This window comes from Roseicyclus sp., assembly GCF_965662675.1.
Classification (GTDB): Bacteria; Pseudomonadota; Alphaproteobacteria; order Rhodobacterales; family Rhodobacteraceae; genus Roseicyclus.
Map to the genome: position 1 here is coordinate 1 of NZ_CBFIIK010000086.1, position 11,994 is coordinate 11,994.

13 protein-coding genes are annotated in these 11,994 nt (G+C 63.9%); 6 read left to right on the top strand and 7 right to left on the bottom strand.

Annotated elements, in window-relative coordinates:
- Positions 1-336: BRCT domain-containing protein (locus ACTG4J_RS11765; protein WP_439139735.1), on the top strand; the 336-nt coding region annotated here is incomplete at its 5' end.
- Positions 337-538: 202 nt separating this feature from the next.
- Complete coding sequence (locus ACTG4J_RS11770) at positions 539-943, top strand: DUF2177 family protein (protein ID WP_439139737.1); 405 nt, start codon at positions 539-541, stop codon at positions 941-943.
- On the opposite strand, the gene ACTG4J_RS11775 is transcribed toward ACTG4J_RS11770, so the two are convergent.
- A complete protein-coding gene (locus ACTG4J_RS11775; protein ID WP_439139739.1) occupies positions 940-1,935 on the bottom strand; it encodes a glycosyltransferase family 2 protein in 996 nt (331 codons plus the stop codon). The two genes, ACTG4J_RS11770 and ACTG4J_RS11775, sit on opposite strands and share 4 nt — an antisense overlap.
- A gap of 133 nt (positions 1,936-2,068) precedes the next feature.
- Positions 2,069-2,278: a cold-shock protein gene (locus tag ACTG4J_RS11780; RefSeq protein WP_439139741.1), complete on the bottom strand. Its 210-nt coding sequence runs from the start codon at positions 2,276-2,278 to the stop codon at positions 2,069-2,071.
- 251 nt (positions 2,279-2,529) lie between these two features.
- Here ACTG4J_RS11780 and ACTG4J_RS11785 point away from each other — a divergent pair, with 251 nt between their 5' ends.
- Positions 2,530-2,856 carry an arsenate reductase family protein gene (locus ACTG4J_RS11785; RefSeq protein ID WP_439139742.1) on the top strand — a complete coding sequence of 109 codons (327 nt, stop codon included), beginning with the start codon at positions 2,530-2,532 and terminating at the stop codon, positions 2,854-2,856.
- On the opposite strand, the gene ACTG4J_RS11790 is transcribed toward ACTG4J_RS11785, so the two are convergent.
- The 5 genes from ACTG4J_RS11790 to thrS all read right to left on the bottom strand — a co-directional run bounded on the left by ACTG4J_RS11790 (position 2,811) and on the right by thrS (position 7,671).
- Positions 2,811-3,389, bottom strand: a complete 579-nt coding sequence (locus tag ACTG4J_RS11790) for a DoxX family protein (protein WP_439139743.1) — start codon at positions 3,387-3,389, stop codon at positions 2,811-2,813. The genes ACTG4J_RS11785 and ACTG4J_RS11790 overlap by 46 nt on opposite strands.
- 22 nt (positions 3,390-3,411) lie before the next feature.
- Positions 3,412-4,146: an HvfC/BufC family peptide modification chaperone gene (locus tag ACTG4J_RS11795; RefSeq protein WP_439139744.1), complete on the bottom strand. Its 735-nt coding sequence runs from the start codon at positions 4,144-4,146 to the stop codon at positions 3,412-3,414.
- Positions 4,143-5,003 (bottom strand): MNIO family bufferin maturase, encoded by an 861-nt coding sequence (bufB, locus tag ACTG4J_RS11800; protein ID WP_439139745.1) that lies wholly within the window; start codon positions 5,001-5,003, stop codon positions 4,143-4,145. Before bufB ends, ACTG4J_RS11795 begins: the two co-directional genes overlap by 4 nt.
- A gap of 90 nt (positions 5,004-5,093) precedes the next feature.
- Positions 5,094-5,384: a BufA1 family periplasmic bufferin-type metallophore gene (locus ACTG4J_RS11805; protein WP_439139747.1), complete on the bottom strand. Its 291-nt coding sequence runs from the start codon at positions 5,382-5,384 to the stop codon at positions 5,094-5,096.
- Between the two features lie 340 nt (positions 5,385-5,724).
- Positions 5,725-7,671 carry a threonine--tRNA ligase gene (thrS, locus tag ACTG4J_RS11810; protein ID WP_439139749.1) on the bottom strand — a complete coding sequence of 649 codons (1,947 nt, stop codon included), beginning with the start codon at positions 7,669-7,671 and terminating at the stop codon, positions 5,725-5,727.
- A 168-nt stretch (positions 7,672-7,839) separates the two neighbouring features.
- On the opposite strand from thrS, the gene ACTG4J_RS11815 reads away from it, so the two are divergent.
- From ACTG4J_RS11815 to ACTG4J_RS11825, 3 genes are all read left to right on the top strand, one after another.
- A complete protein-coding gene (locus ACTG4J_RS11815) occupies positions 7,840-8,583 on the top strand; it encodes an alpha/beta hydrolase (RefSeq protein ID WP_439139751.1) in 744 nt (247 codons plus the stop codon).
- Entirely contained in the window at positions 8,576-9,550 is a 975-nt protein-coding gene (locus ACTG4J_RS11820; protein WP_439139753.1) for an alpha/beta hydrolase, read from the top strand. The genes ACTG4J_RS11815 and ACTG4J_RS11820 overlap by 8 nt, the downstream gene beginning before the upstream one ends.
- 76 nt (positions 9,551-9,626) lie before the next feature.
- A partial coding sequence (locus ACTG4J_RS11825) for a hydantoinase/oxoprolinase family protein (RefSeq protein WP_439139755.1) occupies positions 9,627-11,994 on the top strand: 2,368 nt, incomplete at its 3' end.

The window sequence follows — 11,994 nt, forward strand, 5'->3', positions numbered from 1 at the left end:
AGTTCGCGGCCAATCTCGCCGTTATCATCTTCAACGAAGATTTCCATAGATGGTGATCCTAATGGCCCTCTACATGGTGAGGTAGTGGCTGTTACTGGCGCGCTCACCATACCGCGCCGAGAAGCAGCGGAGTTGGCAGCGCGGCTTGGTTGCAGTGTGGCATCTAACGTCACTAAGAACACAACCCTACTTGTAGTAGGGGACCTCGATATCCGACAATTATCAGGACATAAAAAATCCTCCAAACAAAGGCGAGCAGAAGAGCTTATTGACGAGGGTTTTGGGCTCCGAATTATCTGCGAAACCGATTTCAGGCGCTTGGTTTCTTTAGCTTGAAGTGTCGCTATACCTATAGCACCCGCTTCTACCCCACTTATGCTAGGCAGAATGCCCACTCTACGGCGTAGCAGCACCCGTAATCCGTGCCTCCACCCCACCATAGTGTGCAGGATGCCCACCCTGCGGTACATCGGGAGGGCCCCCTCGACAGGGGCGCCCCTCCGCCCTACCTCTGCCTCACCCTTTAGGTGGAGTGCCCATGTCCCTGATCGTCTTGTTCGTCGCCACGGCGATCATCTTCCTGATCGCCGATGCGCTGATGTTGCGTGCGGTGATCCAGCCGGTTTTTGCGCGCCATTTGGGCGATGCGCTGTATCCCGGCGGGTTTCGCCTGTTGCCTGCGGTGTTGTTCTACCTGACCTTTATGGGCGGGGTGACCTATTTCGCGGGCTGGCCCGCGCTGCGCGATGGGGTGCCGCATATGGCGCTGGTCAATGGCGCGATCCTGGGGCTGGTGGCTTATGGCACCTATGAATTCACCAGCTGGGCGGTGATGCGGGTGTGGCATCCGCAGATGGTGGCGCTCGACCTTGCCTGGGGTGTGGCGGTCACGGCGCTGTCGGCTTGGGGCGGGGTGATGGTGGCGCGGATGGTGGCGGGCTAGGCCTCGCGGGGCGGATTGGTCAGGCGGGCGATCGTCTCGGGTGTCAGCCAATCGCGCCGTGCCTTGGCGATGCGGGCGAAGGCCGCCTCTTCGATCCGGGCGATGTCGGGGTCGGCGGCGCGCCATGCGGCCATGAGCGCGCGCAAACCGGGCAGGTGGCGCTGGATCGAGACCTCTGCGACATCGTTGCAATTGGCCGCGCGGTGCCAGCGCGAGTTGAGCGCATAGCGCTTGTTATGGCGCGAATTCATCGCATCCCCGCGCCAGTTCTTGAGCAGGAACAGGTCTTGGGTGCGGATGGCGTAATGGTTGATCACCGCGCCCTGCCACGGGAAATGGCGTTTGCGGTTGATCGTGCCGTCGCCCGCCGCGCGGTGATCGGATTGCGTGGGGTGGTAGAGCGCGCCGGGATGCAGGCTGCGGCCAGCGGCGTTGCACAGGGTGACTTCGTCATGGCGCGGCGCCTTGGGCATGTGGTCGATCCCCGCGCCAAAGGCCGCCGGGCGGACCATCGTCTTTTGCAGCCCCGACAACAGCCCCGCCGATGCGGCGGCCATGGTCAGGGTCTCGGTCTGGAGCCCGCCTTGGGGCCATGCTGTCAGGCCGCCATCACCGAAAAGCCGCCATGTGACCGCGACCGCGTCATGTGCGCCGAGCCGGGGCAGCCAATCGCTGAGGTGGCCCACGCCATCATGGATGTTGAGAAACTCATCGGCGTCGATATGCAAAAGCCAGCGCAGGTCATCGACACCGGGCTGGGCCAGCACCTTTGCGACACCCGCGATCTGGGGCGGCGTCGCGCCGTGGTCGTCGTTGCGGATATGGGTGACATGGTCTAACGCCTGCAGCCGATCACAGATCAGATCGGTTCCGTCAGAGCAGTCATTGGTGACGATGAACACCCGGTCGAAGCCGATCAGCCGATGATAGGCGGCCCATTCGACGACGAAGGGCCCCTCGTCGCGCATGCATGCCATGATCGCGTTCTGCATTTCCCTGTCCGGACGGGTTTGTTTGGGTCAGGCTACCGGCGATTTGGAAAAAAGATAGAGAATGGCATCGAAATGCCACCATGATGTGGCGCCGCGGCCCCACTCTCCATGCCTTGGGCAGATCGGCCCGGCCTTAGTCGATCTTCTGCAATTCGACCGCGGAGGAGCGGCCATCGCGGCCTTCGCGCAATTCGAAGCCGATCTTCATATTGTCGGGCAGGCCGGTCATGCCGGCGCGTTCCACGGCCGAGATATGCACGAACACATCCTTGCCGCCATCATCGGGTGCGATGAAACCAAAACCCTTTGTGGTGTTGAACCATTTTACGGTGCCAGTGGGCATCGATCTGTCTTTCCTTATCCAGTCCTCGTCAGCCCGCGCCTTGGTGAAGCGGTGCGGGGTGGTGCTGCAGGTTGGGGTCACCCGACCGCGACATGTCGGGGTGGATGATGGGTTGCACCCTTGCGCCACGTGGAAAATGATGGTGTGGCGGGGTGAAAAAACAAGAATTGGGTGGATTTTGCTGGGTGAAATGCCCGTTTTCTCGCACTGGTTGCACAAGGGCGGGGTGAAATGCTGAAAGAGGTGGCAGATTGCGCATCTATGGGTTGAAGAACTGCGATAGCTGTCGCGCGGCATTGCGCGAATTGGTGGCGGCGGGCCATGCGGCAAGCCTTGTGGATCTGCGCGAGGTGGCCTTGCCCGACGCGCTGCGCGACCGGGCCTTGGCGCAATTCGGGGATGGCTTGATCAACCGGCGCTCGACCACATGGCGGGGGTTGGATGGGGCTGCGCAAAGTGCTGATCCCGTCGCGCTTTTGGCGGCATATCCCAGCGTGATGAAGCGGCCGCTGATCGATGCGGGCGATGCGCTTTATCTTGGCTGGGACGCCGGGACAAAAGCCGCGCTGATCGGCTGATACCAGCGCGCGAGGGCGGCATCGAGCGAGATCGGCCCCCCGCCGCGCAGCACCAACAACACAAGCGGGAAGATCCACAAGGCGCGGATGTCGATCAGCCCGTCGGCATGGCGGTCGAACAACGCACCCAATGCCGCACCATGGCCCATGACATCGACCCATGTCTGCACCACGACAAAGCCGATCATGCCCAGTGCCGCAAGGCGCGTGAACAGCCCCACCGCCAAAAGGATCGGCAGCGCGAATTCTGCCCATGTGCCGAAAAGGACGATGGCGCGGGCCATTGAGCCCAATGCCGAAGGATCATAGCCTGCTGCCTCGACCGCGCGGGGCAGGATTTGCACATAGGCCCCGGTCGAGAGTTGAAACAGGCCGAAAAACCCTTCGCCGAGTTTGGTCAGCCCTGCATTCCAATAGTACATGAAGAGCGCACCCACAAAGAGAAGGCGCGCAAGGCTGGGCAAAAGGGCAGGCGCCAGATGGGTTTCAAGGGCCCCGAAGATGCGGGCATGAAGGGCGATCAGAGCATTCATCGAGGAATTCCTTTCAGGGGCGTCAGGCGTCACGCGTCAGCGCGCCTGCGGTGAACATCAAGGTGACGAGCGCCGCGATATCGGCGGTGGGATGATCGGCCAGCGTCCGGGTCATTGCCTCGGCCAGCGTGAGGCGTCCTTTGAGCGCGCGCGCCAGTGCCAGCCCGCCTTGCGGCAAGAGATGCGGCACCGGGTCAAATCCCTTGCGCGCGATCATCACATCTTGCGGCACGGGGTCGGGCTTGGGCGCGTCGGCCTCATTATTGTAGCGCCAGATCGCAAAGACCGGGTGGCGCGAGGACAAGATCAGCGTGGCGGGCGCAAGGCGCGGCCTGAGCGCCAGCACCATCGCCGGATCAAGCCCGCTTGTGTCGAAGGGGGTGCTGTCTGCCGCGTGGTAGGATTGGCGCAACCCCAGATCGAGGCGCGCCACATCGGGCAGGTAGCGCAGGTGAAGTGCGGGCTCGAAACGCGCCAGAAAGCCGGGAAATGTCGTGCCATAAAGCGCAAGGCGCGGGTCGCTGGGCGGGTTGGCGCGCAGATAGATCAGCGCCATCGCCTTGAAGAATTCGTCGCCCACCAGCTTGCGCACGGTTGGAAAGCCGGTCTCCAACGCCGCGCTCAGCGAGGCGGCGACATTGTTGCGATAGACGTCGAAACGTTTGCCAGCCGGGCCGCCGAAAGGGTTTTTCAGCCCCGCGGGAACCGGGGCGGCAGGGTCCAGAAGCGCCGTCGCGAATGTGGTCTGGCTGGTCATGGCGTGGCCTCGACCGGGGTCAGGATCGCCTGCGCGCGCGCGGCCTCGGCGATGAGTTCGGGCAGGGGGGGCACATCATTGTCCCATTCGATCAACGTGGGCCGCGGGCCGCCGCGCGCGATGGTATGGGCGTAAAGCGCCCAGACCGGATCAATGACCGGGCGGCCATGGCTGTCGATCAAAAGGGGGCGGCCATGGTCGTCGGCATCCTCGTCATGGCCGCCGAGATGGATCTCGCCCACAGCATCCAGTGGGAAGGCATCGATATAGGCGCGCGCATCCCAGCCTTGGTTGGTGGCCGAGACGAAGACATTGTTGACATCGAGCAACAGCCCGCAGCCGGTACGGCGGGTGATCTCGGAGAGAAACGTGACCTCAGCCATCTCGGTCTCGGCAAAGGCGAGGTAGGTCGAAGGGTTTTCCAAAAGCATCCGGCGGCCCAGCACCTCTTGCACTTGGTCGATATGGGCGCAGACGCGGGCGAGCGTCGCTTCCGTATAGGGCAGGGGCAGCAGGTCGTTCAGGAACCCCGTGTCATGGGTCGACCATGCCAGATGTTCGGAAAAGCTGGCGGGGTTCAGCCAGTCGCACAGGTGGCGCAGGCGGGCGAGGTGGTCGCGATCGAGCGGCCGCGCGCCGCCGATCGACAGGCCCACGCCATGCGCGGAGATGGGAAAGCGTTCGGCCAGCGCACGCAATTGCGCCAAGGGCCGTCCGCCTGCGCCCATATAGTTCTCGGCGTGGATTTCCAGCCATGCAACGGGGCCGCGTGCTGCCATCAGACCGGAAAAATGGCGTGATTTGTAGCCAATGCCTGCGGCGGCGGGCAGGGCGCGGGGGGCGGTGGCATCGAGCATGATGTGACCTTGGGTCTTGGAGGGAATGATCCCGCAGCGAGGGCCGCGGGATCAAGCAAGCACATGCCGGCGATCTGCCGGAGCAACAGCTTATGCGGGCAAGTCGCGGTCGAGAGCCTCGAGCGAACCCATGCGGCCGCCATCTTTTTCCATCGAGACACAGGTGCCTGCAGCGACGAACTTCCAAGCGTTGCCTTGGTAATCCACGGTCGAGGAGCCCGCACAGGTCGTGCCGGGACCGGCGGCGCAGTCATTCTCACCTGCAAGAGCGATGCCGTAGCACTTCTCTTGTGCCTGTGCCTGTGCTTCGGTGGTGCCATACGCGGTCAGGGCTGCCGCGGCAGCACCGAAAAGGGCGAGGGATTTGGTGTGGATGGTCATGATACGTAAAACTCCCGGTGTTGGGTTCAGCGATAATTAATGTTTCATCCGGCCTGATTTGGCGGATGAGGTGATATTGCTGATGCGCCCGTTCACCGGCCAATCACGAGGCCGTCAAGCACGTGGCCGTGATCGGATCGTGGTGGAAAAGTGAAATGTGTAAATCGGAATTTCTTTTATCTTCAATGCTTTGATGCAAAACCCCTCGCTGCGACGCAGCATGATGCGCCGGAATAATCCATGCGCGAGGGCCAAATGTGTCAATCGCGTCAAAGGCGAACCGCCCCCGACGCAGGGCGTGGGGGCGGTTCGTGAACAGATGTAAAGATGCGATCCGGCCTTAGCGCAGATCGGGAGGCACGGCCTCGGCGGTCAGTTCTGTCACGACCTCGGAAAGCGGGCGAAGTTGGGTTTGGCTTTCGCCCAAGCGGCGCAGGGTCACTGTGCCTGCCTCGACCTCGTTGCGGCCGATGGCGAGGATCACGGGCACCTTGCCCACCGAATGTTCGCGGATCTTGTAGTTGATCTTTTCATTGCGGATATCGGCCTCGGCCCGCACACCCGCCGCCTTGAGTTGGGCCACGGCCTGATGCACGAAATCATCGGCCTCCGACACGATCGAGGCCACGACCACCTGACGCGGGGCCAGCCAAAACGGCAGCTTGCCGGCATGTTCCTCGATCAAGATGCCGATGAACCGCTCGAAGGACCCAAGGCAGGCGCGGTGCAACATGACGGGGCGGTGCTTTTCGCCATCGGGGCCGATGTAATTGGCATCCAACCGCTCGGGCAGGACGAAATCGACCTGATGGGTGCCGCATTGCCATTTCCGCCCGATGGCGTCGGTGAGCGTGAATTCCAGCTTGGGGCCGTAGAAGGCGCCTTCGCCGGGGTTCAGCACCGGCTCGATCCCGGCGGCGCGGGTGGCGGCCAGAAGGGCGGATTCAGCCTTGTCCCAGACCGCGTCACTGCCCGCGCGCTGTTCAGGGCGGGTGGAAAACAGCACTTCGAATTCGGCAAAGCCCAGATCGCGGTAGATGTTTGACAGGAAGGTGATGAAGCGCGCGGTTTCCGCCTCGATCTGATCTTCGGTGCAAAAGATATGCGCGTCGTCTTGGGTAAAGCCGCGCACACGCATGATGCCATGCAGCGCGCCAGAGGGTTCATAGCGGTTGCACGATCCGAATTCCGCCATCCGCAGCGGCAGATCGCGGTATGATTTCAGCCCCACGTTGAAAATCTGCACATGGCAGGGGCAGTTCATCGGCTTGAGCGCGTTGACCGCTTTCTCGCGGGCATGATCCTCGTCCACTTCGACGATGAACATGTTTTCTTGGTATTTTTCCCAATGGCCCGAAGCTTCCCACAGCTTGCGGTCGACGACTTGGGGGGTGTTCACCTCGACATAGCCGCCGCGGGTTTGCTGGCGGCGCATGTAATCTTGCAGCGTGGTGTAGATGGTCCAGCCATTGGGATGCCAGAAGATTTGGCCGCGCGCCTCCTCCTGCATGTGGAACAGGTTCATCTCGCGGCCCAAGCGGCGATGGTCGCGCTTTTCGGCCTCTTCCAGAAAGGTCAGATGCGCCTTGAGGTCGTCGCGGTTCTGGAACGCCGCGCCATAGATGCGTTGCAGCATTGGGCGCGTGCTGTCGCCGCGCCAATAGGCGCCTGCCACGCTCATCAGCTTGAAGGCATCGGCGGGCACTTGGCCAGTATGTGCCAGATGCGGGCCGCGACACATGTCTTGCCAGTGGCCGTGCCAATACATGCGGATCGGCTGGCCCTCGGGGATCATGCCGACCAGCTCGACCTTGTAGGGTTCGTTATTGGCCTCGTAATACTTGATCGCGCGCTCACGCTCCCAGATCTCGGTCGTCACCGGGTCGCGGCGGTTGATGATCTCGCGCATCTTGGCCTCGATCTGGCCAAGGTCTTCGGGGGTGAAGGGATCTTTGCGGTCGAAATCGTAATACCAGCCATTCTCGATCACGGGGCCGATGGTCACCTTTACGTCTGGCCAAATCTCTTGCACCGCGCGCGCCATGATATGGGCGAGGTCATGACGGATCAGCTCCAGCGCTTGGGGGGCGTCCTTCATCGTGTGCAGCGCGATGGTGGCATCCGCATCGATCGGCCATTGCAGGTCGACATGCGCGCCGTTCACCGTGGCCGAGATCGCGGCTTTTTCCAGCGATTTGGAGATCGCAGCGGCCACCTCGCCGGGCGTGGTGCCGGCCGGGAATTCGCGTGCATTGCCATCGGGAAAGGTGAGGGTGATCTGGGCCATCTGTCGGCCTCCTCGTCGGTTTGGCGCCTACTAAACGCCCGGTTGCGGGTATGTATTGCGCGCTTTCTGGCCGGGTGACGTTGCGAAGTCAACGGCCAGTTGGGTCGGTTATGGGATTGCCCCGCGCGCGCGGCTGGCGCAGGATTCGGGGCCAAAGGGGGGCAAGGCATGGTGCGCTATCTGCAGACTGCGACGGGTCGTCGTCTGGCCTATCACAAGTCCGAAGGGCAGGGGCCGGGGGTGGTGTTTCTGGGCGGTCTGCGCTCGGACATGACCGGGACCAAGGCGGTTCATCTTGAAGCTTGGGCGCGTGCGGCTGGCCATGCTTTCTTGCGGTTCGACTATTCGGGGCATGGGCAAAGCAGTGGCGATTTCATCGATGGCTGTATCGGCGATTGGGCCGAAGATGCGGCTGCCGCGATCACCGCCTTGACCGAGGGGCCGCAGGTGTTGGTCGGCTCTTCGATGGGCGGGTGGATCAGCCTGTTGATGGCCAAGCGCATGCCCGAACGGCTGGCGGGGCTGGTCACCATCGCCGCCGCCCCCGATTTTACCGAAGATGGGATGTGGGCCGACTGGTCCGAGGATCAGCGCCGCGCCTGCATGGAGGATGGGCAGGTGGCGCTGCCGTCGGAGTATGGCGATCCGATGATCATCACGCGGCGGATGATTGTGGATGGGCGCGATCAGCTGGTGCTGCGCAGTCCCTTGGCGCTTGGCGTGCCGGTCAGGTTGTTGCAGGGCACGGCCGATGCCGATGTGCCGATGTCGGTCGCCTTGCGGCTTCTGGATCATCTGGAAGGGGGCGATATTCGCTTGGAATTGATCAAGGGCGCCGATCACCGCTTTTCCGATCCGGCCTGTTTGGCGACCATCACCCGCGCGGTGGCGGAGGTTTTGGGCGATGCTTAGCGTGGTGCGTTTCATCGGTTGGGTGATCGCGACGGGGGTGACGCTTGCGGTTGTGGTGTGGTTTTTGCCGCGCGAGCGGGCCGAGATGGGCGCGTTGCCCGAGATCGATGACCCGGTTGCCTATATTGCTGCGCGCGAAGCGGCGCTTGACGATATCCGCCCCGGTGACGCGGCGCGGATCGTCTGGGCGGGCGAGGCGGGCGCAGTTACGCCGCTGTCGGTCTTGTATCTGCACGGTTTTTCCGCAGGGCCCGAGGAAATCCGCCCTGTTCCCGATGCTGTGGCGGCCGGTCTGGGGGCCAATCTGGTCTTTGCGCGGCTGTCGGGGCATGGGCGCGACGGCGATGCCATGGCCGAGCCGCGGGCGGGCGATTGGCTGGAGGATACCGCGCTTTTTCTCGAGATCGCGCGCGCGGTGGGCGAGCGGGTGATCGTCATCGGCACCTCGACGGGCGGCACGCTGGCGGCATGGGCTGCGACCGATCCCGCGATGGCGCGCGATGTGGCGGGAATGGTGTTGGTTGCGCCCAATTTCGCCTTGGCCAACCCGGCGGGGGTCTTGCTGGAATGGCCTTATGCGCGGGTCTGGGGGCCTTGGGTCGCGGGGGCTGAGCGTGCGTTTGAGCCGATGAACGAAGGCCAAGCCGCGCATTGGACGACGCGCTATCCCATCGGGGCGGCGGTGACGCTTGGCACGCTTTTGCGCGAAATGCGGGGGCGTGATCTGGGCCAGGCGGATATGCCTGCGCTGGTGCTGATTTCCGACGCCGATCAAGTGGTCTCGGCACAGGCCACGCGCGCGGCGATGGCGGGGTGGGGCGGGCCGGTCGACCTTGTCGCGCTGGAGATGCCCGCCCAAGGGGCTGATCCCTTTGCCCATGTGATCGCGGGCGATATCATGAGCCCGGCGATGACCGCGCCTGTCACGGCGCGTATTCTGGCGTGGGCGGCGGGGCTGGCGCGCTGATCGCAGCGCTTGACCCCCCGCGCGCAATTTGTCACCGAGCAGGGTGAAGAAACGGGGCGATCCCGGCGGGGGGCAGATGGCACAGGTGACAGGCGCAGCGCTTTGGGATTTCTGGATCGACCGGGGCGGCACATTCACCGATGTTGTGGGCCGTGCGCCGGACGGGTCGCTGACGCCGCTGAAACTGCTCTCGGAAAACCCCGAAGCCTATCCTGATGCCGCCATCGAGGGGATACGGCGGCTCTTGGGCGGCGTGATCGACCCCGCCCGCATCGGCACGGTCAAGATGGGCACCACGGTCGCCACCAATGCCTTGTTGGAGCGTAAGGGCGATCGCACGCTTTTGCTGATCACCAAGGGGTTCCGCGACGCGCTCCGGATCGCCTATCAGGCCCGGCCCGACATCTTCGCCAAGGAAATCATCCTGCCCGAACAGCTCTACGAGCGGGTGATCGAGGTCGATGAACGCCTGCGCGCTGACGGGTCGTTGGAGCTTGCGCTTGATGCCGAGCCGCTCCGCGCGCCCTTGGCGGCGGCCAAGGCGGATGGGATCGAGGCGGTCGCCATCGTCTTGATGCATGCGTGGAAAAACCCCGCCCATGAGGCCGCTTTGGCGGCGCTGGTGCGCGAGATGGGCTTTCAGCAGGTCTCGGTCAGCCACGAGGTTTCACCCTTGGTCAAGCTGGTCGGGCGCGGCGACACGACGGTGGTCGATGCCTATCTCTCGCCCATTTTGCGCCGCTACGTCGCCCGCGTGGCCGATGCGCTTGGCGCGACCCCTGCGGGCGCGGCGGGGCCGACGCTGCAATTCATGATGTCCTCGGGCGGGATGACGGCGGCCGAACGCTTTCAAGGCAAGGATGCGATCTTGTCGGGGCCTGCGGGCGGTGTCGTAGGCATGGTGGAAACGGCGGCTGATGCCGGGTTCGACCGGGTGATCGGTTTCGACATGGGCGGCACCTCGACCGATGTGGCGCATTTCGCGGGCGAATATGAGCGCGCCTTTGACACCGAGGTGGCAGGCGTGCGTATCCGTGCGCCAATGATGCGGATCAACACGGTCGCGGCGGGCGGTGGGTCGATCCTGCATGCTGAACCGGGGCGGTTCCGCGTGGGGCCGGATAGTGCCGGTGCCAATCCCGGCCCCGCCTGTTATCGGCGCGGCGGGCCGCTGACGGTGACCGATGCCAATGTCATGCTGGGCAAGCTGCGGCCCGAGTTTTTCCCCCGCGTTTTTGGCCCCGATCAGGACGCGGCACTTGACGCCGATGTGGTGCGCGCGCGCTTTGCCGAGATCGCCAAGGCCGAGGGCAAAACCCCCGAGGCGGTGGCCGAGGGCTTCCTCACCATCGCCATCGAGAACATGGCCAATGCGATCAAGAAGATCAGCGTTCAGCGCGGCTATGATGTGACGAAATACGCGCTGAATGCCTTTGGCGGTGCGGCGGGCCAGCATGCCTGTCTGGTGGCCGATGCCTTGGGGATGGAGGCGGTGTTGATCCATCCGCTCTCGGGCCTGTTGTCGGCCTATGGGATCGGGCGGGCGACGGTTTCGGCCAGCCGTCAACAGGCGCTGGTCGAGCCGTTGGGGGCGGACAGCCTTGCCGCCATCGACCGCTTGGCCGCCGATCTGCGCGCTGCTGTCGCCGCCGAACTGTCCGAGCAAGGCGTCGATCCCGAGGCGGCGCTTTCCGTCACCCGCCTGCACCTGCGCTATGCTGGCACCGATACCGCGCTGCCCGTCGGATGGGCGGGCGATGCCGCCATTGCGCGCGCCGAATTCGAGGCCGCGCACAAGGCACAGTTCGGTTTTGTCAGCCCCGACAAGCCCGTCACAGTCGAGGCCGTCGAGGTCGAAATGCGCGAGGCCGCCCGTGACAAGGGTGCCGCCACGCTGTCCGACGCCACGGCACGCGATGCCGTGAGCGATCGCCATGTGCCGATCTTCTGCAATGGTGCAAGCGTTCAGGCCGCGGTCTTTCCGCGCGCGGCCCTTGTCCCCGGCGACCGGGTGCGCGGCCCCGCGTTGATCATCGAGGATAACCAGACCATCGTGATCGAGCCGGGCTGGAGCGCCGAACTCACCCCGCGCGACGACATCGTGATGCGCCGCCATGAACGCATGGCGCGCACCGCCGCCGCCGGAACCCTTGCCGCCGATCCGATCCTGCTCGAGGTGTTCAACAACCTGTTCATGAACATCGCCGAGCAGATGGGCGTGGCGCTGCAAAACACCGCCCATTCGGTCAACATCAAGGAACGCTTGGATTTCTCCTGTGCGGTTTTCGATGCGACGGGTGCGCTGGTGGCCAATGCACCGCATATGCCGGTGCATCTGGGCTCGATGGATCGCAGCGTGGAAACGGTGATCCGGCTCAATGCGGGCCGCATCCGCCCCGGCGATGTCTTTGCGCTGAACGCGCCCTATAATGGCGGCACGCATC

Bases quoted from the DNA above. Each gene is read 5' to 3' on its own strand.
- ACTG4J_RS11770 (WP_439139737.1), top strand. From the start codon at position 539: ATGTCCCTGATCGTCTTGTTCGTCGCCACGGCGATCATCTTCCTGATC.
- ACTG4J_RS11775 (WP_439139739.1), bottom strand. From the start codon at position 1,935: ATGCAGAACGCGATCATGGCATGCATGCGCGACGAGGGGCCCTTCGTC.
- ACTG4J_RS11780 (WP_439139741.1), bottom strand. From the start codon at position 2,278: ATGCCCACTGGCACCGTAAAATGGTTCAACACCACAAAGGGTTTTGGT.
- ACTG4J_RS11790 (WP_439139743.1), bottom strand. From the start codon at position 3,389: ATGAATGCTCTGATCGCCCTTCATGCCCGCATCTTCGGGGCCCTTGAA.
- ACTG4J_RS11795 (WP_439139744.1), bottom strand. From the start codon at position 4,146: ATGACCAGCCAGACCACATTCGCGACGGCGCTTCTGGACCCTGCCGCC.
- bufB (WP_439139745.1), bottom strand. From the start codon at position 5,003: ATGCTCGATGCCACCGCCCCCCGCGCCCTGCCCGCCGCCGCAGGCATT.
- ACTG4J_RS11805 (WP_439139747.1), bottom strand. From the start codon at position 5,384: ATGACCATCCACACCAAATCCCTCGCCCTTTTCGGTGCTGCCGCGGCA.
- thrS (WP_439139749.1), bottom strand. From the start codon at position 7,671: ATGGCCCAGATCACCCTCACCTTTCCCGATGGCAATGCACGCGAATTC.
- ACTG4J_RS11815 (WP_439139751.1), top strand. From the start codon at position 7,840: ATGGTGCGCTATCTGCAGACTGCGACGGGTCGTCGTCTGGCCTATCAC.
- ACTG4J_RS11820 (WP_439139753.1), top strand. From the start codon at position 8,576: ATGCTTAGCGTGGTGCGTTTCATCGGTTGGGTGATCGCGACGGGGGTG.